Here is a 19,179-nt window from a genome sequence, read left to right on the forward strand (position 1 = left end):
ACAGACCTCACTCAGGCGTAAACATCAACACCAAACATTGACGTAATTTGCTCTCTTTTCTCGCTTAACGCTATGTTTTGATAAGCATTAAGTGCTTTTTGAGAACGTTGTGGTGGCTCATCGTAAAACGTATTAAGTGACTCCCACCGTTCTGCGCGCCGCTGACTTTGCCGGGCATCGGGCACTACCCGCCGGGTATCAGCGACTTTCGCCGGGTTCTGTTCCTGGCGTTGCTGATCTTCCGGCGCAGACCTTTGAGGCCCTTGCTGTTGGCTGTTTAGCGGCTGAACCGCTTGCGGATTAATTCGCACGTCAACGATGACTCATCTGTTAGTAAGACTGATTTTATTATGGCGAGTTCAGTGCCATTCTACAAGTTATCGACCTGGCAATTTTTTCCAGGTCACTTCATTACGAACATACAAAGGTTCTAAGTTCTCTGCATCGACCGAAGTAACGCAACCTTTAGTTGCTATTGTCAGCATGTCTTCCGCCAGCGGTAACCGGCAATCCATGCTGTGCTTTAATTCCTGCTTAGGGTCTAGGGTACCGGCGTAGTTGTCCCAGCCAGTTCCCGCAGTATGAAAGCCCTGGACATTATGCTCTGCGAATAAACTAGCAGAGGGTTCAGCAACGGCGGGCTCCGTTATTTGTTCAGCAAGACCATTATTATTACGGTACAAGGCGTAATAAATTTCACCCATGCGCGCATCAATACAGGCAACAACCGCTTCCGCATTGTGTTTACGAATGGCTTGTTGCGCTAACGCCTGCAGGCTACTGACCGGAAACACGGGAAGTTCCGCGCTAAAAGCCAGACCCTGCGCCATAGATACACCAATGCGTACACCGGTAAAACTGCCGGGCCCTACGCCAACAACCAGCCCGTCAAGCTGGCTTAAATCGGTTTTTGCCTGCTGCAGCATTTGCTCAACAAAAGGCAGTAAGCGCTGCGAGTGCTCCCGCGGGCTTTCTATTGCTTCGCTAAAGAAATTGTTCTGCCAGCGAATAGCCACTGAGCAATTTTCAGTCGACGTATCAACTGCTAATAAGTTCGTCATTATTGGTTTCATCTTTCTCTGCAACCTGCGCTAAAAAACTCAACGCTTCATTTAAATCCCGGGTTCGTGACATAGCCGGCAAGCTCGATAAAAACTGCTTACCGTATTGGCGCGTTACTAAACGACTGTCGCAAACAATTAACACACCGGAGTCGTCTTTATCGCGAATTAACCGTCCTGCGCCCTGTTTTAACGCAATTATTGCCTGCGGTAATTGTATCGTGCTGAAGGCGTCGACACCACGCAAACGGGCATCTTCAACACGCGCATTCAGCAAAGGATCATCCGGCGAGGCAAACGGCAGTTTGTCGATAATAACGCAGCGCAAGGCTTCACCCCGCACATCTACCCCTTCCCAAAAGGACGAAGTACCCAACAGCACTGCATTACCCTTTTTGGTGAAGGTTTCGAGTAACTCTGTTTTACCGGACTCGCCCTGCACCAGAATGTCGCGATCCAGCCTGTCACGTAATATTGAGGCCATTTGCTGCAACATACGGTGGCTGGTAAACAGTAGAAAAGTGCCCCCCCGGTTCACCTTAACGCACTGCTCCGCAATTTCAGTCAACATTTGATGCCGATTCGGGTCGTTGGCCTCGGGCAAATAACGCGGTAAACACAGCTTGGCCTGCTTCGCAAAGTCAAAGGGGCTTTCCAGCAACAAGGTGTCGGCGTCATCTATGCCTAAACGCTTGGTAAAGTAATCGAACTTGCCGTTAACCGCCAAAGTAGCAGAGGTAAATACCCAGCTCATTTTGTTGCGCTTGATATAGCCCCCGAAGGTCTTGGCAACGCTTAGCGGGGTTTGATGCAAACTGACGTGTCGGGGTGTAGTTTCAAACCAAAAGCTGTAGCCGGTGCGGTCGACGTCCATTAGCTGACGCCAAATATAGAGGTGCTGTTCAGCGCGTTCATGTAAATTATCAAAGTCTTTATTACGGCCGATAGCGGTTTTCATGACGTCGGTCAGCAGGGTTAAACGCTCCTGCACTCGCTCAGCCACCTCGGCAACGTCCGGTTTTTTGCGCCAGTCTCGCCAGTTGCCGCGCATAGGGTCCCGCGGAAACAACAACCGCCAGTCTTTCAGAGTCTGTAATAACGTACGTGCCATAGCGCTGGCCTGCGACAAGTCCTTCAGCTCAGTCATACATAAACGCTGCAGTTCTTCGCACATTTCTGTCAGTTGCCGACTGGAAACCGTTTCGCCAAAGTACTGGCTGGCAATGTCCGGAATTTGATGAGCTTCGTCAAAGACCACCGTATCCACGCTGGGAATCAACTCACCAAAGCCGGTATCTTTTAGCGCCATATCGGCAAAGAAAAGATGATGGTTGACCACCACAATATCGGCTTCCATGGCTTCTTTGCGGGCTTTGACTAAGTGGCAGTCTTCGTACACCGGACAGTCCCGCCCCAGGCAGTTGTCCTGAGTGCTGGTTACCTGCGGTAATACCGAGGCGTCTTCCGCTAAGGCGTTCAGCTCGCCCACGTCACCACTGCGAGTGGATGTCGCCCAGCGCTTTACCGTAATAAGCTGATTTTGAATGTCTTTGCTGAACTGTCCGGCCTGTTGGGTTGCCTGCTCCATGCGGTGCAGACACAAATAATTTGAACGGCCTTTTAATAAAGCGACAACTTTTTCCGGCGCCAGCACTTTTCTTAACATGGGTAAGTCGCGGTGGAACAGCTGTTCCTGAAGGTTTTTAGTACCGGTAGAAACAATCGCTTTGCCTTTGCCCAGTAGCACAGGAGCCAAATACGCAAAAGTTTTGCCGGTGCCGGTCTCGGCTTCAACGACCAGCTCACCTTTTTTCTTAACAGTAGCGGCTATGGCTTCTGCCATTTGCTGCTGAGCGGCACGTGGCTGAAAGTTTGTAATTGCTTGTGCGAGCTCGCCTGTTGGCTTAAATACTGATGATAAAACCGTCGCCATAACCTATACCGCCGAAGAAATAGGCACGTATTATGACATAGATGTTTGCCTAGGCGTAGGTGTCTATATGTCCTGAAGATAAGGTTTCATCGTTATCAGCAACCTCTTCAACGTCCGTTTGAGCCGACGATTGTTGATGCTGATGCTGTTGGCTACTTTCTCTTTTTTGATCATCTTCGATGGTAGCCCCTTCGTCTTCATCTACAGCGTTGAGTTCGCGTATCTTCTCAATCTGGTTTATTTTCATCTGCTCACGGGCGAAGTCCACAGGCACGCGAGTGTCTTTGGGGATCAACGGAACCATTGCATCAAAGTTAGCCATTGTTGTTGTCTTTCGCCTCGCAGAGAATGAATTCTGTTATTTGACTATACAACCACTGGTTAAATAATAAGCTTATATCGACTAAATAACCAATAAGTTTACTCTTGCATTACATTTCTCAGCTGTTATAGTGCTATACAACTTTACGAAGTAAAACTATTTTTATTGGAGTGTTAATTATGCGTTTTGTTCACAGCCACCATCATCATCATTGGAACTGTATGGCCTAGCCGTGAACTTAATGTTTGGGCTAGCCGTATAAACGCTAGCCTTTCGATTGACTATACAACCCCCGAAAGGCATATACCTTCGGGGGTTTTTCATTTTAGGAGCTGTTATGACTGACCGTTTAACCATTGCGATACAGAAATCTGGACGACTGAGTAAGGAATCTATGGCATTGCTGAATGCCTGCGGTGTGAAATTTAGTGTTAACGAAGCACGCTTAATTGCGCACAGCACCAGTCACCCTATCGATTTGCTGCGCGTACGTGATGACGACATTCCGGGTCTGGTTATGGACGGCGTGGTTGATTTAGGCCTTGTTGGCGAAAACGTGCTGGAAGAAGCCCGGTTAGAGCGCATTGCAACCGACTCTGTCGCTGCCTATCAGCCATTACGCGGACTTGAGTTTGGTCAGTGCCGGTTGTCGTTGGCGGTGCCCAGAGAAAGCCAGTACCAGTCGCTGAAAGATCTAGATGGCTTACGCGTTGCCACCACCTACCCGCAGTTGCTTAAGCGTTACCTGAAAGACAACGGCGTGAATGCGCGTACGGTTATGCTGACCGGTTCTGTGGAAGTTGCTCCCCGAGCAGGCCTTGCCGAAGCGATATGCGACTTAGTTTCCACCGGTGCTACGCTGGAAGCAAACGGGTTAGTAGAGAAAGATGTGATATTCCGTTCGCAGGCGCAGTTAATACAACGCGCTGACAGCCTGTCGGAAGAAAAACAGGCCATGATAGATCAGTTGCTGCCTCGCATAGACGGCGTGCAAATGGCGCGGGAAAGCAAGTACATTATGCTGCACGCTCCAAAAAACAAATTAGAGCAAGTCGTAGAGTTGTTACCCGGTGCAGAAACACCGACTATTCTGCCTCTTAGCCACACCGACGAACAAGTTGCCGTGCACATGGTCAGCACCGAGAAGCTATTCTGGGAAACCATGGAAGATCTTAAATCTATGGGCTGCAGTTCGATACTCGTACTGCCTATAGAAAAAATGATGGGGTGATCATGAGTGAATTACAAATACCCATTGAACAATGGCAGAGCCTGTCAGAAGCGGAGCAAGCTCAACGTTTAGCGCGCCCCGGACGGGCTCAGGCAGAGTCACTGCGAGAGAAAGTTGCAGTTATTCTGAGTGACGTTCGTGATAACGGTGAACGTGCGGTGCTAAACTATACCCGCCAGTTTGACAACCCGGATGCGACCTCACTGCGCATGAGTGATGAACAAGTGGAAGCCGCCGTTGCTAGTTTAGATGACAAAGTAAAACGCGCTATAGATACCGCGTATCAAACTATTTATCGCTTTCACGAAGCGCAGCGCCCGCAGAATTTAAGCATTGAAACAGCATCCGGCGTGCAATGTGAGCTACGTTATGCTCCTTTAGATGCGGTTGGTTTATACATTCCCGGAGGCAGTGCGACCTTGCCATCCACCGCTTTAATGCTGGGTGTGCCCGCACAAATTGCCGGGTGTCAGCGTGTGGTGATGGTCAGCCCGCCTAATAAGCAGGGTGAATTACCAGCCGCCCTGCTCTACGCTGCTAAGCGTTGCGGCGTAACCGATATTCTGCTGTGTGGCGGCGCTCAGGCTATTGGTGCGCTGGCGTACGGTATAGAGTCATCGCCTGCTGTAGGTAAAGTGTTTGGTCCGGGTAACAGCTTCGTTACCGAAGCCAAGCAACAAATCAGCCAAAACGACAGCGGCTGTGCCATGGATTTACCGGCAGGCCCCTCAGAGCTGTTGGTTATTGCTGATGACAGTGCAAACCCGGCTTATGTGGCGGCGGATTTACTGTCACAAGCCGAGCACGGACCGGATTCTCAGGTTATTTTGCTTACGCCCTCAATGACGGTCGCCGAAAATGTACGGCAGGAGCTGATGGCACAATGCGCTCAGCTAAGTCGCGCCGATATTGCCGAGCAGGCCTTACAGGCCAGTCGTCTGCTGGTAGTTGCCGATATGAATGAAGCCATAGCCATTAGCGAAACCTATGCGCCCGAACACCTTTCTATTCAGACGGATAACGCGCGTGATCTACTGCCACAGTTGACCCGTGCAGGCTCTGTCTTTGTCGGACACTACACACCAGAGTCCGGCGGTGATTATGCCACCGGTACCAACCACGTTTTGCCAACGTATGGCTATGCCCGCAATTACAGCAGCCTTGGGCTGGTCGACTTCTACCGTCGTTATACGGTCCAGGAAGCCAGTCACGACGGACTACGCCAGTTAGCAGAAGCCATTACTACTTTGGCTGACGTTGAAGGTTTAGATGCGCACAAACGTGCCGTGACTATTCGTACGGAGACTAAAAGTACGGAGAGCAAACTATGAGCATTGTTGAGCAGTTACAGCGCCAGCACCTGAAACAGCTAACGCCATACGCCTCTGCACGACGTAGCATGAGTGGCGGCAATATCTGGCTGAACGCTAACGAGTCTCCGTACAGTAACTCGTACACTGTTGATGACAGCAAACTTAACCGTTACCCGGAGTTTCAGTCTAAGCCGCTGAACCAGGCCTACGCTGAGTACGCCGGAATTAACGCCTCGAAGGTATTAAGCAGCCGCGGTTCAGACGAAGGTATCGAGTTACTGATACGAGCTTTTTGTGAGCCGGCGCAGGACAAGGTACTGATTTGCCCGCCCACTTACGGTATGTACGCTATTTCGGCTAAAACCTTTGCGGTTGGTGTTACTGAGGTTCCCTTACTAAATAGCGTAGAGGTGAACAACTGGCAGTTGGATACGGAGTCGGTTATAGAAGCTGCGGCTGAGTGCAAAGTCATCTTTCTCTGCTCGCCTTCAAACCCGCTGGGCAATGCGCTAAATACCGATGACATTGAACAAGTGCTGCAACACTCGCCACGTTCTATTGTGGTAGTTGATGAAGCCTATATTGAGTTCAGCTCTGGTGACAGCGTTGTCAGTTGGCTGGAACGTTATCCGAACTTGGTGGTGTTACGTACCTTATCGAAGGCCTTTGCTCTGGCCGGCATTCGCTGCGGTTTTTTGCTGGCGAATGACGACATTATTGAGTTACTGCAGAAAGTTCTGGCACCTTACCCTTTGCCAGACCCGACAGTGCAAATTGCGGTTCAGGCTTTGCAGACAAGCTCGCTTGAACGGCTGCAGCAACAGGTAGCAACCTTATTAGCCGAGCGCGACCGTGTGCAAACAGCCTTAGAGCAAACACCACTGACCCTGGTATCGGAAAGTGACACGAACTTTTTACTCTATCAGTGTGAAGATGCCGCTGGTTTAGTGAAATCACTTACCGATAACGACCTATTAATACGTAATCAGTCGGCGCAGCGGGGGCTGGAAAACGTTGTTCGCATAACCATTGGCAGCGCCGCCGAAAATGACGAACTGATTCAACAGTTGAAGGACTATTTTTCATGAGCCAGAAGCCTATTTTATTTATTGACCGTGACGGGACTCTGGTTGAAGAGCCAGTCACTGACAAGCAGTTGGACAGCCTTGAAAAGCTGGTGTTTGAACCGAACGTCGTGCCGGCTTTGCTGAAACTGCAACAGGCGGGTTATCAGCTGGTGATGGTGTCCAACCAGGACGGCCTGGGTACGGATAGCTTTCCTCAGGCCGATTTTGATGCCCCCCACAACTTAATGATGGCGGTGTTTGAGTCGCAAGGCATTCGGTTTGAAGACGTTTTGATTTGCCCTCACTTTGACAGTGATAACTGCAGCTGCCGTAAGCCTGCGCTTGGGCTGGTAAAGTCGTATCTGAAAGAAGGCCGTGTGGACTTTACCAACTCCTACGTTATTGGCGACCGTGAAACCGACCTGCAACTGGCTGAAAACATGGGCATTGAAGGCCTGCGTTACAGTCGTAGCGAACTCAACTGGGATGCCATTGTTCACCAACTACTGGACAACCCACGCACCGCTTCGGTTACCCGCACCACACGGGAAACGGATATTAACATTAAGGTTGATTTAGACAGTCAGACACCGCGCGAATTTAATACCGGCATTGGCTTCTTTGACCACATGCTTGAGCAGATAGCCACACACGCCGGTTTCTCGCTTTCGGTTAAGGTTAAGGGTGATTTGCACATTGACGATCACCACACCATTGAAGACACCGCTCTGGCGCTGGGTCAGGCATTGCGCTCAGCGCTTGGCGACAAGCGCGGCATTGGTCGCTTTGGTTTTGCTCTGCCTATGGATGAATGCCGGGCGGAATGTCTGATCGATTTATCCGGACGCCCCTATTTGAAATGGGAAGCAGATTTCACCCGCGACAAAGTCGGCGAGTTATCCACCGAAATGGTCGAGCACTTCTTCCGCTCGTTAACCGACGCCATGGCAATGAGCTTGCACTTATCGACCACCGAGGGTAATACCCACCACCAGGTCGAAAGCCTGTTTAAGGTATTTGGCCGGGCACTGCGTCAGGCCATTACCAAAACCGGAGACCAACAGTTGCCTTCAAGTAAGGGGATGCTGGCATGAATGTGGTGATTGTCGATACCGAGTGTGCCAACCTGACATCTGTCCGCTTTGCGGTTGAACGTTTGGGCTACTCAGTGCTTATTACCGATGATGCAGAACAAATACGCGCCGCTGACCGTGTCATTTTGCCTGGCGTAGGTACCGCTGCCGCAGCTATGCGTAACTTACAGCGCAAGCAACTCGTGGAGCCGCTACGGGAGTTAACCCAGCCGGTGCTGGGTATTTGCCTGGGCATGCAGTTACTGACCTCACACTCAGAAGAAGGTGACGTTGACTGCCTGAATTTAATTCCGGCAAAAACCAAACGCCTGCGCGATTCTGGTCTGCCTTTGCCGCATATGGGCTGGAATACCCTGCAGCCGACCGCAGATAACCCGTTAGTCGACACGAGCGACAGCTACTGCTATTTCGTGCACAGTTTTGCTGTAGCAGTTGATGAGTACACTATAGCCAGCAGCGAGTATGGTGAGCGTTTTGCCTCAATGATACGTCACAACAACTATTTTGGTGCGCAGTTTCACCCTGAGCGTTCAGGTAAGACTGGCGAAGCTCTGCTGAAACGTTTTCTGGAGTTAACATTATGCTGATACCTGCCCTGGATTTAATTGACGGCAAAGTGGTACGCCTATATCAGGGCGACTTCGCGCAAAAAACCGAGTTTGATTTAACCCCGCTGGGTCAGGCCCAACTCTATGCTCAGGCCGGTGCCGAATGGCTGCATTTGGTTGATTTAGACGGCGCTAAAGACCCGGACAAGCGCCAGCAGAAACTGCTGGCTAAACTAGCCTCAGATTCAGGTATGAAGTGTCAGGCTGGCGGCGGAATTCGTACAACCGAGGATTTGGAAGCCTTGTTTGACGCCGGTATTGAACGTGCCGTAATTGGTTCCACCGCGGTTAACCAGCCAGATACCGTAAAACAATGGTTCCAGGCCTATGGCGGCGAAAAAATTGTACTGGCGCTGGATGTGAATATTGATCAGAGTGGCAATGCCATGGTCGCTACCCACGGCTGGCAACAGGCCAGCACGCATACACTGGATGACATTCTCAACCGCTACCTGGATTTAGGCTGCCGTCATGTACTCTGCACCGATATCAGTAAAGACGGCACCATGACAGGCACCAATGTTGAGCTTTATAAACGCTATAAGCAGCTTTATCCGCAGGTCGTCTGGCAAGCGTCCGGCGGCGTCAGTTGCTTAGACGATCTTAAAGATTTGAAAGCCGTAAACTGTGACTCGGTTATATTGGGTAAGTCGTTACTTACCGGCGCTTTCACTATGCAGGAGGCATTAGCATGTTGGCAAAACGCGTAATCCCATGCCTGGACGTTCGCGACGGGCAAGTAGTAAAAGGGGTTAAGTTCCGTAACCATGAAATTATTGGTGATATTCTGCCTCTGGCAAAACGCTATGCAGAAAGTGGCGCTGACGAGTTGGTGTTTTATGACATTACCGCATCCGCAGATGGCCGCACGGTGGATAAGTCCTGGGTTGAGCGGGTTGCCCGGGAAGTCAACATTCCTTTTACCGTTGCCGGCGGTATTCGTTCGGTTGAGCACGCGCAAACCATGCTTTCTATGGGCGCAGACAAAATCTCCATTAACTCGCCTGCCCTGCTTAATCCCAATTTAATTAATACCCTGGTGGAGGAATTTGGCCAGCAGTGCATTGTTATTGGCATAGACAGTTTCTATAACGAACAGTCCGGTGAATACGAAGTGCACCAGTTTACCGGTGACGAAAGCAAGTCGCACAAATCGGCATGGCAGACCAAAGACTGGTTGCAGGAAGTCATTTCCCGTGGCGCTGGTGAAATTGTGTTGAACTGCATGAATCAGGACGGCGTGCGTCAAGGTTACGATATTGCACAACTGTCGGCATTGCGCGCGCATTGCTCTGTGCCGTTAATCGCGTCAGGCGGTGCCGGTGAGATTCAGCACTTTGTTGATGCCTTTCAAAAGGCGCAGGTGGATGGTGCACTTGCGGCTTCGGTGTTTCACAAAAACCTATTCAGTATCAGCGAAGTGAAAGCCGCAATGGCAGCCAATAATATTGCAGTTCGCCCCATTGAAGCGCTTCAGGAGACGACATGAAAATTGATTTGAATAACATAAACCAGTTGGCCTGGGAGAAAATGTCAGGTTTACTGCCCTGCACAGTACAACACGCTCTAACCGGTGAAGTGTTAATGCAGGCCTATATGAATACAGAAGCCATTAAGGAAAGCTTAGCAAGCGGTAAAACCACTTTTTACAGCCGCAGTAAAGAACGTTTATGGACTAAAGGCGAAAGCTCAAACAACTACCTCTGGCTTGAGGGCATCTATTCGGACTGTGATAACGACGCCTTGCTCATTCAGGCATTGCCCGATGGCCCAACTTGCCACTTAGGCAACCGCAGCTGTTTTGCTGACGCTCCTAAACCCTTGCTGCATGAGCTTGACTCGCTCATTGCCAGCCGCAAAGGCGCAGATACCAACGAGAGTTACACTGCCAGCCTGTTTGCTAAGGGATTAAAACGTGTGGCTCAAAAAGTTGGGGAAGAGGGCGTGGAAGTCGCTCTGGCAGCGGCAACTGCCGATAAAGACGAGCTGGCTAATGAAAGCGCCGACTTACTCTACCACTTGCTGGTTGCGCTACGGGCCAATGAACTTAGTCTGGACGATGTGCTGGAGGTATTAGCGAAGCGCCGCGGTTAAGCGGCGCTGTTTAACTGCTCACGAAAATGCTTACGCTCGTATCGGCGAGATACGCGGCGTAGGCGCAATGACAAGAGTACTGCTGCGACACTTAAGCCACTGATAAAGCCAATCCAGAAACCTGCCGCGCCCATGGCCGGCACGACCCAGTCGGTCAGCCCCAGAATATAACCAACGGTTAAACCAAATGGCCAGTACGAAATAAAGGCCAATATCATTGGGTATTTGGTGTCTTTGTAGCCACGCAGAGTGCCAATGGAAATAGCCTGGAAGGTGTCCGACACAGTGAAAATAGCCGCCAGCCCCATCAGCGTCGCTGCCAGATTAATAATATCCTGGTCAGGAGTGTAGAGGCTGGCTAACCAACCACCACCCAGATACATAATTAAACCGTTAACGCCCGCAAACACGCCACCAAACAGCATCGCGAGTTTAAAGCTCAACATGGCGTTTTTCGGATTCCCCGCACCCAGCGCAAAGCCAACCCGTAAAGTTACCGCCATAGAGATACTCAGCGGCACCATATACACTAAGGAACTTATGTTCAGTGCAATTTGGTGAGCAGAAACCACCGTCGGCCCCAGCGGCGCAATTAATAACGCCACAGCAGCAAACAGACTGACCTCGAAAAAGAGCGACATCGAAATAGGGAAACCGATACGGATAACGTAGGTAACGTCGTCCCAGTTAGGCCGGTACCAGCGACGGAGCAGGCGTAAACGCTTGTAACGTTTGGCGGTAAAGGTGTAGACGACCATCGACAGTGCCATTCCCCACAAGACAATAGCTGTTGCCAGGCCGCAACCGGCTCCGCCCAGCTCCGGCATACCAAATTCGCCGTAAACGAAAATGTAGTTTGCCGGAATATTTATCAATAGCCCGATAAAGCCAATAATCAGCGACGGCATGGTGTTAGACAAGCCCTCACAAAAGTTTCTCAGTACCGCGTAAATAACAAAGCCCGGTATGCCCCAGGAGATGTAAAACAAATAGTCCAGAGTAATGGCGCGAAAGTCGTCTTCAACTTCCATGATGTCCAGCAACCATGGCGCTGATGACATACCCAGTAACGTGATAACACCAACAATGGCGCAAGCATAGAACCCCTGCTGCAATATGTTAGCGACACGCCGGTGCGAATTTGACCCGTCCAGGTGAGAGATAATGGGCGCTAATGCCAGCGCCAGACCAAACACCAATAAAGTTGCCGGCACAAAAATACTGCCGCCGACAGACACAGCGGCCAAATCAACCGCGCCTTTACGCCCGGCCATGACCGTATCCACGACACTCATTAACATTTGAGTTAACTGAGCCACCAGAATAGGGCCGGTCAGTTTAGCCAGCTTATTAAATTCGCCTTTATTATTCGTCCACCAGTTCACGCGCGTTTTCTCTGGGTTAGGATTGCTTACGCAAAAATTGCAGGATACGCTGATTCACATCAGCCGGATGAGTCAAAGGCCCCATATGCCCCGCTCCAACGGAGTCTCGTTGGACATCAGGAAGTATCGTCGATAAAGCCTCTGCGACAGCTTTTGCACTGCGACGAGTGTGTTCGCCCTGCAGCAGTAGAACGCTTTGCTCTACCCCGCGGTAGTCTTCCAGACGTCGGGGTTCGTTAAGCAAGGCGTCGAAGTCCAGCGCCACTTTGGCAGCCTGACTGACCATGATTTGCTGAATGCGTTCAGGCAAAGCATCAAAATATCCGGCGTCATTCCAGTAATCGACAAAGGTGCGAGTGCATTCGACTGCGTCTTTACCGTTCATAGCGTGACTGATCTCCTGTATTTCCAGCATTCCGGGAGAATCATCCGGTAACACGTGAAAGGCAACAGGTTCGTAGACAACCACATCGGCAATTTTAAATGGCTTTTCCAGTGCCAGCTTTAATGCAACAGCACCGCCATAGGAGTGACCAACCAGTTGCACAGGCCTGGATAACGCAAGTTGCTCAACCGCGTTAATAATACGGGGCAGTTCCTGCTCCAGTCGAAAGTTTGCCGTAAACTCGACGTTAGGCGCCTGCCCATAGCCCAGCAAATCAACCGCAATAACAAAGTGAGTGCTGGTTAATTCTTTTATTAACGCCCGCCACTGGCTACTCGCGCTCTGCGAGCTGTGCAACAAAACAACCGGAGGGTTTTGTTGTTCGCCGTACAAATGGATACCTGATTCTAATTCAGACATAGCTTCACTTTATAATAAACTGACACCAACAAACTGACCGATACCAAAGCCAGCAGCTAACAATAAAACGGCAAAAGTCGTTAATACCCCAATGGTGCGAGGCAAACTCACGCCGACACTGCGGGTTAATCCTATAGCATGACATAAGCGAGCAACGACTAACGCAATACCCAACCCATGGAGCAGAGCAAGCGGAGCGTTTTGTACTTCCATCATAGCAAACAGAATAAGCGCCAGAGGCACGTACTCAATAAAATTCCCATGGATGCGTACTGCAACGTTGAGTTCTTCGGCTTCACCTGTACCAAGGCCTACCCGATGTTTCCAGCGCAAGCGGATAATGTTCACAGCCAGAACAAGATAAATAAGCGTTAAAATGCCCGCATAAAAGCCGGTGATTGTTAGTTGAGATGTCATTGGAATGCCTCTTGTTATTCGTTGGGGCCTTGCTTCATTAAAAAAGGCTCACCATGTGAGCCTTTTAGTAAAAAATTACTTTCTGAGCAAATCGCCCAGTTGCTCACTGACTCTTTCAACGGGTTGTGTACCATCAATTTTGTGATACTCCGTCTTACCTTCTTCAGACAGCTTTTGATAATACTCTACCAGAGGCTCGGTCTGTTCGTGGTAAACCGAAAGACGTTTACGAACCGTCTGTTCCTGATCATCCGGGCGAACAACCAAATCTTCACCCGTTTCATCGTCTTTGCCTTCCACTTTCGGTGGATTGTGCTCAACATGATAAACACGGCCGGAACCAGGGTGGACACGGCGACCACTCATGCGATCAACAATAATTTCGTCCGGAACATCAAATTCCAGCACGTAATCAATTTCAATACCGTTATCACGCATCGCGTCGGCTTGCGGAATGGTTCTTGGAAAACCGTCGAGTAAAAAACCATTCTGGCAGTCTGGCTCTGCAATTCGTTCTTTGACCAACTCGATAATGATGTCGTCCGACACTAACTGTCCGGCATCCATAACTTGTTTGGCCTTTTTACCCAGTTCTGATCCGGATTTTATTGCTGAACGCAGCATATCACCGGTGGAAATTTGAGGGATCCCAAAAGTATTCATCAGGAATTGTGCCTGAGTTCCTTTTCCAGCTCCCGGGGCGCCTAACAAAATAATGCGCATAGAAAACCTCTTTGCATGATTCAAAAGTCTGCCCCGAACTTTACCCTGACAGGCGGGCTATTACAAGCGCAGAAAGCCGCTGCAGGCAATGACTTACCCACAGCGGTAGGTACGAAATTAAGCGTTAAGCATTAATTTGTTAAGGCGGGTAACGAAGGAGGCTGGATCTTTCAGGTTGCCCCGCTCCGCTAAAGTGGCCTGATCTAATAACACTTCAGCCCATTCTTTGAAGGTATCATCCTCTTTGGTCAGCATGCGTTGAACCAACGGATGTTCTGGATTTACTTCAAAGATGTACTTAGTTTCAGGAACCGCCTGACCGGCTGCTTCCATCAGCTTAGCCATTTGCGTACTCATATCATTGTCATCGGTAATGATACAGGCCGGCGAGTTGGTTAAGCGGTTAGTCACACGAACCTTCTTAACTTTATCACCTAAAGCTTTTTCAAAGCGTTCCAGGTTTTCTTTAAAGGCTTCTTCGGCTTTTTCCTGCTCGGCCTTGTCTTCTTCGTCGTCCAGTTCGCCTAAATCAAGGTCACCACGAGTCACTGACTGCAACTGTTTCTCTTTAAATTCAGTCAGGTGGCTCATCAACCATTCATCAATGCGCTCTGAAAGCAGCAACACTTCAATGCCTTTCTTGTTGAAGATTTCCAGCGCAGGGTTATTTCTGGCGGCTTCGTAGCTGTCAGCAACAATGTAGAAGATTTTATCCTGACCTTCTTTCATTCGCTCAATGTAGTCGTCCAGGCTGACTGACTGCACTGCGCCGTCGTTATGCGTTGAAGCAAAACGCAGCAGCTCGGCAATACGCTCACGGTTAGTGTGATCTTCCGCCGGACCTTCTTTCAGCACATTCCCAAAGGTATCCCAGAACTGTTGATACTGCTCTTTGTCGTCTTTTGCCAGCTTTTTCAGCATTTGCAGTACTTTTTTGGTACTGCCGTTACGCATGGCTCGGGTGATTTTATTGTCCTGCAAAATTTCACGCGAAACGTTCAGCGGTAAGTCATTTGAGTCAACCAAACCACGCACAAAACGCAGGTACGTTGGCATTAACTGCTCCGCGTCGTCCATAATGAATACACGCTTCACATAAAGCTTAACACCGTGCTGTTGTTCGCGGTTCCATAAGTCCCACGGAGCGCGTTTTGGGATGTACAACAAATTAGTGTATTCGGTTGTGCCTTCAACTTTGTTGTGGCTCCACAGCAGTGGTTCATCAAAGTCGTGCGCTACAGTTTTATAAAACTCTTTGTACTCTTCGTCAGTAATGTCTGACTTCTCACGAGTCCAGAGTGCCTGACCTGAGTTTACAGTTTCCCATTCGCCGGGCTGCCCTTCTACTTTGTTGCCTTCGTCGTCTTCTGACTCAGGTACCGGTTCTTTCCACATTTGAACCGGGATACTCAGGTGCTCTGAATATTTGTTGATAATGCCACGCAGGCGGTTTTCATCTAAGAATTCATCGGCATCGTCTTTCAGGTGCAGAATAATGTCGGTACCACGACGGGCTTTATCAATGTCAGCAATTTCGAAATCGCCTTCGCCTTGCGAGCGCCATTCAACTCCGCGAGCGTCTTTATCTAATGCTGAACGGGTTCTTACGGTAACTTCATCGGCAACAATAAAAGCTGAATAGAAGCCGACACCAAACTGACCAATAAGCTTGCTGTCTTTTGCTTCGTCGCCGGACAGCTGACCAAAGAACTCAGCCGTGCCTGACTTGGCAATGGTTCCCAGATTATTCATCACGTCGTCGCGCGTCATACCAACGCCGTTGTCGCTGATGGTAATAGTACGGCTGTCTTTATCAACAGAAACACGAACGTGCAGGTCACTGTCGTCACCGTACAGAGAGTTGTCGCTTAAAGCTTTAAAGCGCAATTTATCTGCTGCGTCGGACGCATTAGAGACCAATTCGCGTAAGAAAATTTCTTTATTGGAATACAAAGAATGAATCATCAGGTGAAGCAATTGTTTTACTTCTGTCTGAAATCCATGTTTTTCCATTTGACCGGCTTCCGCCATAGTATATTTCTCCTGCTGTTATTACCTATGGCAATAACAATGGGGGCGCAGGAGACATTTTCAAGTCATCGGGAAAATTGTTTTCGGCCACTGAAGGCGTGACCCAGTGTGGTTTGATCGACATAACCCAGCTCACCGCCTACTGGCACCCCGTGAGCAATTCGGGTGGTGTTGATATTCAGTTGCCCGGCAATGTCGGCAATATAGTGCGCGGTAGCGTCCCCTTCCACGGTTGGGTTAGTCGCCAGCACAATTTCTTCCACCGGCTCGCTCTGCAGTTGCCGCTCCAGTTCATCCAGACCAATGTCCGCCGGCCCAATACCATCGAGCGGAGACAAATGTCCCATCAGCACAAAGTAACGTCCCTGAAATTGAGAAGTCTGTTCAATGGCTAATACGTCGGCGGGTGTTTCAACAATGCAAAGTACACCATTTTCGCGTCGCATAGGGTTGCTGCAAATACGACACAAGGGTTCTTCGGTTAAGGTCCGGCAACACTCGCAGTGGCCGACTTTTTCCACCGCCGACTGCAAAGACTCGGCAAGCCTTGAGGCTCCACCGCGATCGCGCTCAAGCAAATGGAACGCCATACGCTGTGCTGACTTTTGGCCAACACCCGGTAGGCGTTTTAAATTCTCGACCAGTTGATCGATTGCCGGACTGATACTCATTAACTGACCTTACTACTTAGAAAGGCATTTTAAAGCCCGGAGGTAAACCCATACCGCCGGTTATTTCAGACATGCGCTCTTTGCTGGTTTCTTCAACGCGACGCACAGCATCGTTGGTAGCTGCAGCAATCAAGTCTTCCAGCATTTCCTGGTCGTCTTCCATTAAGCTTGGGTCAATGCTTACGCGCTTTACGTTGTGGTTACCCAGCATGGTAATTTTAACCAGGCCTGCGCCGGCTTCACCGGTTACTTCCATATTGGCGACTTCTTCCTGGGCTTTTTGCATGCGCTCCTGCATTTGTTGCGCCTGCTTCATCATGTTACCCATTCCACCTTTAAACATAATTTTCTTCCTCGTTTAAGCTTTTAAAAAATTAACGCGCCTGAATTGATGACTCATCGATTTGCGCTTGAAACCTTTGCTGTAATTCCTGCACGCTGGCGTCCCCATGTAATATTTCACATGCGCGCTGGTGACGGTATTCATTGATATGTTGTTGCACCATTAAAGGGGTTGGCTGGCTGGGTACGCCAACTTTAAACTCTACCCTTGCGGTCGCCCCTAATAACCCGGCCAAAGACTCTCTGACGGCCTGACTGGTTGATTCGTTCAATAAACTTTTTTGTTCTTCAGCCACCAGAATAAGCCAGTCGTCGTCACCGAGCTTTTGCAGTTCGGAGTTTAACAAAACCTGACGAGCCAAACCGGAAATGTCCATGCCCGCAATCATCGCACTCCATTTATCAACTTCGGCGGCTTCGCGAATATCGTCATTTAATTCTGGCAGCTCTTCGTTTAATTCGTCTTTTGTTTCCGGCTGATGCTCGGGTTGAGCTTCTGGTTCAGCTTTTGCCGGAACAGTTAACGGCATCGTCGAGCTGTTTTCTGTCTGGCTGTTTATTGTTTTATTGCTATTGTCTGGATTTTTTTTTTCAGCCAGTTGCTCTCGCACGCGTAAAAGATCGGCTACGCCAGAATTGCTCTGCGCCCCAGGCTCCGGCGTCGGTTCTGCTGTTTGATCTGCTGCTGGCTCAGGTACGGGCTCCGACCTAGCGGCCTCTTCCATATGATACGGAGGCTCATCATTATGATAAAAACCCGCATCATCATCCGGTTCAGAGTAATGAAATGCAGGAGGCTCTTGATGCTCACTATAAGACGGTTGCATAGGCTCTGATAGTTCCGCTTCAGGCTGCGGCTCTGCTTCTGCCTGCGGTGTTACTTCTGCTGCCGTCTCGGTTTCAGTCTCAGTCACTTCCGGCGCAGGAGCCGTTAGCTTTGACTCCGGCATATCAACAGCAGACGAGTCCGCTTCTGAAATGTTGTAATCGCCCTTGTCTGCCGGGCGGAAACACAGCAGCCGCAATAAAGTCATTTCGAGTCCGCTACGCGCGTCTATAGCGTAAGCCTGCTCGCGGCGACCTTCCAGAACCGTGCGATAGAAAATCTGAATAAGTTCAGCCGGCATGCGTCGCAATAATGGTTTCACAACATCGCTGCTTTCGAACACGTTAGCGGCACTGGGTACTTGCTGCACCAATGCCAACTGATGCAATAAGCTTTGTAGCTCAACCAGAACTGAACTCAAATCCGGTACCATGGATACCATACTGTCCACACGTTGCATTACGGCTTCTGCATCCCCTTCGAGAACACATTCCAGTAACGCGGCAATATCTGCCACGGGTACGTTGCCAAGCATACGTCTGACACTGTCGATACTAACCGAGCCGCCACCCTGGGCAATAGCCTGATCGGTTAAACTAAGCGCATCGCGCATACTGCCACGGGCAGAACGAGCCAAGAGAGGCAGCGCTTCGGAGTCAGCCTGAACCTGTTCCTGCGATAAAACATAGCTAAGCTGCTGCGTAATATCCTCGTTCGACAAGGCTTTTAAATTAAACTGCAAACAACGCGATAAAATGGTGACCGGTAGCTTTTGCGGATCGGTTGTCGCCAGCAGAAACTTTACGTGCTCCGGTGGTTCTTCCAGTGTTTTCAGCAGCGCGTTAAAACTATGCCGTGAGAGCATATGCACTTCATCAATTAAGTACACTTTATAGCGGCCGCGGGTGGGCCGATATTGGACGTTATCAAGTAACTCGCGAGTGTCTTCAACTTTGGTTCTTGATGCTGCATCAATTTCCAGCAAGTCAACAAACCGTCCCTGTTCTATTTCAAGACAGGCACTGCATTTGCCACATGGCGTTGCCGTAATACCTTCTTCGCAATTCAGCGCTTTAGCAAGGATTCGTGCAATGGTGGTTTTACCCACCCCGCGAGTACCGGTAAACAGATAAGCATGATGAAGTCGCTGCTTGTCTAACGCGTGCTCAAGCGGCTTCAAAACATGTTGTTGGCCGACAACTTCTGCAAATTGCGAAGGTCGCCATTTTCTTGCCAGTACCTGATAACTCATAGGA

General features: G+C 49.8%; 20 protein-coding genes. 8 read left to right on the forward strand and 12 right to left on the reverse strand.

All coding sequences use genetic code 11. The annotated features are described in order from the left end of the window. Nucleotides 1-11: 11 nt before the first annotated feature. From RJ32_RS13705 to RJ32_RS13720, 4 genes are all read right to left on the reverse strand, one after another. The gene (locus RJ32_RS13705) at nucleotides 12-311 is read right to left on the reverse strand and encodes a hypothetical protein (protein WP_011235062.1); all 300 of its coding nucleotides are present in this window, start codon (nucleotides 309-311) and stop codon (nucleotides 12-14) included. A 66-nt stretch (nucleotides 312-377) separates the two neighbouring features. Continuing rightward, nucleotides 378-1,061 (reverse strand): tRNA (adenosine(37)-N6)-threonylcarbamoyltransferase complex dimerization subunit type 1 TsaB, encoded by a 684-nt coding sequence (gene tsaB / locus RJ32_RS13710; protein WP_034822996.1) that lies wholly within the window; start codon nucleotides 1,059-1,061, stop codon nucleotides 378-380. After that, nucleotides 1,039-2,994, reverse strand: coding sequence for an ATP-dependent DNA helicase (locus tag RJ32_RS13715; RefSeq protein ID WP_034822998.1), 1,956 nt, complete (start codon nucleotides 2,992-2,994; stop codon nucleotides 1,039-1,041). The genes tsaB and RJ32_RS13715 overlap by 23 nt, the downstream gene beginning before the upstream one ends. A gap of 49 nt (nucleotides 2,995-3,043) precedes the next feature. Continuing rightward, on the reverse strand, nucleotides 3,044-3,316 hold the full coding sequence (locus RJ32_RS13720) for a hypothetical protein (RefSeq protein WP_011235065.1): 273 nt from the start codon (nucleotides 3,314-3,316) through the stop codon (nucleotides 3,044-3,046). Nucleotides 3,317-3,653: 337 nt separating this feature from the next. Between RJ32_RS13720 and hisG the strand changes: the two genes are divergently transcribed. The 8 genes from hisG to hisIE are packed head-to-tail and all read left to right on the forward strand — an operon-like array spanning nucleotide 3,654 to nucleotide 10,723. Continuing rightward, nucleotides 3,654-4,547 (forward strand): ATP phosphoribosyltransferase, encoded by an 894-nt coding sequence (gene hisG, locus RJ32_RS13725; protein WP_011235066.1) that lies wholly within the window; start codon nucleotides 3,654-3,656, stop codon nucleotides 4,545-4,547. A 2-nt stretch (nucleotides 4,548-4,549) separates the two neighbouring features. Then, entirely contained in the window at nucleotides 4,550-5,878 is a 1,329-nt protein-coding gene (gene hisD / locus RJ32_RS13730; protein ID WP_034823000.1) for a histidinol dehydrogenase, read from the forward strand. Then, a complete protein-coding gene (gene hisC / locus RJ32_RS13735) occupies nucleotides 5,875-6,948 on the forward strand; it encodes a histidinol-phosphate transaminase (protein WP_034823001.1) in 1,074 nt (357 codons plus the stop codon). The genes hisD and hisC overlap by 4 nt, the downstream gene beginning before the upstream one ends. Further along, nucleotides 6,945-8,021: a bifunctional histidinol-phosphatase/imidazoleglycerol-phosphate dehydratase HisB gene (gene hisB / locus RJ32_RS13740; protein ID WP_011235069.1), complete on the forward strand. Its 1,077-nt coding sequence runs from the start codon at nucleotides 6,945-6,947 to the stop codon at nucleotides 8,019-8,021. Before hisC ends, hisB begins: the two co-directional genes overlap by 4 nt. After that, on the forward strand, nucleotides 8,018-8,608 hold the full coding sequence (hisH, locus tag RJ32_RS13745) for an imidazole glycerol phosphate synthase subunit HisH (protein ID WP_011235070.1): 591 nt from the start codon (nucleotides 8,018-8,020) through the stop codon (nucleotides 8,606-8,608). Before hisB ends, hisH begins: the two co-directional genes overlap by 4 nt. Then, nucleotides 8,602-9,339: a 1-(5-phosphoribosyl)-5-[(5-phosphoribosylamino)methylideneamino]imidazole-4-carboxamide isomerase gene (gene hisA, locus RJ32_RS13750; RefSeq protein WP_011235071.1), complete on the forward strand. Its 738-nt coding sequence runs from the start codon at nucleotides 8,602-8,604 to the stop codon at nucleotides 9,337-9,339. Before hisH ends, hisA begins: the two co-directional genes overlap by 7 nt. Next, entirely contained in the window at nucleotides 9,321-10,118 is a 798-nt protein-coding gene (hisF, locus tag RJ32_RS13755) for an imidazole glycerol phosphate synthase subunit HisF (protein ID WP_034823003.1), read from the forward strand. The genes hisA and hisF overlap by 19 nt, the downstream gene beginning before the upstream one ends. Further along, nucleotides 10,115-10,723, forward strand: coding sequence for a bifunctional phosphoribosyl-AMP cyclohydrolase/phosphoribosyl-ATP diphosphatase HisIE (hisIE, locus tag RJ32_RS13760; RefSeq protein ID WP_034823005.1), 609 nt, complete (start codon nucleotides 10,115-10,117; stop codon nucleotides 10,721-10,723). Before hisF ends, hisIE begins: the two co-directional genes overlap by 4 nt. On the opposite strand, the gene RJ32_RS13765 is transcribed toward hisIE, so the two are convergent. The 8 genes from RJ32_RS13765 to dnaX all read right to left on the reverse strand — a co-directional run bounded on the left by RJ32_RS13765 (nucleotide 10,720) and on the right by dnaX (nucleotide 19,175). Then, complete coding sequence (locus RJ32_RS13765; protein ID WP_034823007.1) at nucleotides 10,720-12,108, reverse strand: MATE family efflux transporter; 1,389 nt, start codon at nucleotides 12,106-12,108, stop codon at nucleotides 10,720-10,722. The two genes, hisIE and RJ32_RS13765, sit on opposite strands and share 4 nt — an antisense overlap. A 16-nt stretch (nucleotides 12,109-12,124) precedes the next feature. After that, nucleotides 12,125-12,913 carry an alpha/beta fold hydrolase gene (locus tag RJ32_RS13770; RefSeq protein WP_034823009.1) on the reverse strand — a complete coding sequence of 263 codons (789 nt, stop codon included), beginning with the start codon at nucleotides 12,911-12,913 and terminating at the stop codon, nucleotides 12,125-12,127. 9 nt (nucleotides 12,914-12,922) lie between these two features. Then, nucleotides 12,923-13,330: an MAPEG family protein gene (locus RJ32_RS13775; protein ID WP_034823011.1), complete on the reverse strand. Its 408-nt coding sequence runs from the start codon at nucleotides 13,328-13,330 to the stop codon at nucleotides 12,923-12,925. Nucleotides 13,331-13,405: 75 nt separating this feature from the next. After that, nucleotides 13,406-14,053 carry an adenylate kinase gene (adk, locus tag RJ32_RS13780; RefSeq protein ID WP_011235077.1) on the reverse strand — a complete coding sequence of 216 codons (648 nt, stop codon included), beginning with the start codon at nucleotides 14,051-14,053 and terminating at the stop codon, nucleotides 13,406-13,408. Between the two features lie 117 nt (nucleotides 14,054-14,170). Continuing rightward, on the reverse strand, nucleotides 14,171-16,084 hold the full coding sequence (gene htpG, locus RJ32_RS13785) for a molecular chaperone HtpG (protein WP_011235078.1): 1,914 nt from the start codon (nucleotides 16,082-16,084) through the stop codon (nucleotides 14,171-14,173). Nucleotides 16,085-16,149: 65 nt separating this feature from the next. Then, the gene (gene recR, locus RJ32_RS13790) at nucleotides 16,150-16,755 is read right to left on the reverse strand and encodes a recombination mediator RecR (RefSeq protein ID WP_034823012.1); all 606 of its coding nucleotides are present in this window, start codon (nucleotides 16,753-16,755) and stop codon (nucleotides 16,150-16,152) included. Between the two features lie 16 nt (nucleotides 16,756-16,771). After that, entirely contained in the window at nucleotides 16,772-17,098 is a 327-nt protein-coding gene (locus RJ32_RS13795; protein WP_034823014.1) for a YbaB/EbfC family nucleoid-associated protein, read from the reverse strand. A 31-nt stretch (nucleotides 17,099-17,129) separates the two neighbouring features. Continuing rightward, nucleotides 17,130-19,175 (reverse strand): DNA polymerase III subunit gamma/tau, encoded by a 2,046-nt coding sequence (gene dnaX / locus RJ32_RS13800; protein WP_034823016.1) that lies wholly within the window; start codon nucleotides 19,173-19,175, stop codon nucleotides 17,130-17,132. Nucleotides 19,176-19,179: the final 4 nt, after the last annotated feature.

Source organism: Idiomarina sp. 28-8 (genome assembly GCF_000320945.2).
Lineage (GTDB): Bacteria > Pseudomonadota > Gammaproteobacteria > Enterobacterales > Alteromonadaceae > Idiomarina > Idiomarina loihiensis.

What these genes read in the sequence shown, in the direction of transcription:
- RJ32_RS13795 (WP_034823014.1), bottom strand. Translation starts at nt 17,098, where the DNA reads ATGTTTAAAGGTGGAATGGGTAACATGATGAAGCAGGCGCAACAAATG.
- hisG (WP_011235066.1), top strand. Translation starts at nt 3,654, where the DNA reads ATGACTGACCGTTTAACCATTGCGATACAGAAATCTGGACGACTGAGT.
- RJ32_RS13720 (WP_011235065.1), bottom strand. Translation starts at nt 3,316, where the DNA reads ATGGCTAACTTTGATGCAATGGTTCCGTTGATCCCCAAAGACACTCGC.
- RJ32_RS13715 (WP_034822998.1), bottom strand. Translation starts at nt 2,994, where the DNA reads ATGGCGACGGTTTTATCATCAGTATTTAAGCCAACAGGCGAGCTCGCA.
- hisIE (WP_034823005.1), top strand. Translation starts at nt 10,115, where the DNA reads ATGAAAATTGATTTGAATAACATAAACCAGTTGGCCTGGGAGAAAATG.
- hisC (WP_034823001.1), top strand. Translation starts at nt 5,875, where the DNA reads ATGAGCATTGTTGAGCAGTTACAGCGCCAGCACCTGAAACAGCTAACG.
- htpG (WP_011235078.1), bottom strand. Translation starts at nt 16,084, where the DNA reads ATGGCGGAAGCCGGTCAAATGGAAAAACATGGATTTCAGACAGAAGTA.
- hisB (WP_011235069.1), top strand. Translation starts at nt 6,945, where the DNA reads ATGAGCCAGAAGCCTATTTTATTTATTGACCGTGACGGGACTCTGGTT.
- hisH (WP_011235070.1), top strand. Translation starts at nt 8,018, where the DNA reads ATGAATGTGGTGATTGTCGATACCGAGTGTGCCAACCTGACATCTGTC.
- recR (WP_034823012.1), bottom strand. Translation starts at nt 16,755, where the DNA reads ATGAGTATCAGTCCGGCAATCGATCAACTGGTCGAGAATTTAAAACGC.
- RJ32_RS13770 (WP_034823009.1), bottom strand. Translation starts at nt 12,913, where the DNA reads ATGTCTGAATTAGAATCAGGTATCCATTTGTACGGCGAACAACAAAAC.
- dnaX (WP_034823016.1), bottom strand. Translation starts at nt 19,175, where the DNA reads ATGAGTTATCAGGTACTGGCAAGAAAATGGCGACCTTCGCAATTTGCA.
- hisA (WP_011235071.1), top strand. Translation starts at nt 8,602, where the DNA reads ATGCTGATACCTGCCCTGGATTTAATTGACGGCAAAGTGGTACGCCTA.
- RJ32_RS13775 (WP_034823011.1), bottom strand. Translation starts at nt 13,330, where the DNA reads ATGACATCTCAACTAACAATCACCGGCTTTTATGCGGGCATTTTAACG.
- hisD (WP_034823000.1), top strand. Translation starts at nt 4,550, where the DNA reads ATGAGTGAATTACAAATACCCATTGAACAATGGCAGAGCCTGTCAGAA.
- adk (WP_011235077.1), bottom strand. Translation starts at nt 14,053, where the DNA reads ATGCGCATTATTTTGTTAGGCGCCCCGGGAGCTGGAAAAGGAACTCAG.
- tsaB (WP_034822996.1), bottom strand. Translation starts at nt 1,061, where the DNA reads ATGACGAACTTATTAGCAGTTGATACGTCGACTGAAAATTGCTCAGTG.
- hisF (WP_034823003.1), top strand. Translation starts at nt 9,321, where the DNA reads ATGTTGGCAAAACGCGTAATCCCATGCCTGGACGTTCGCGACGGGCAA.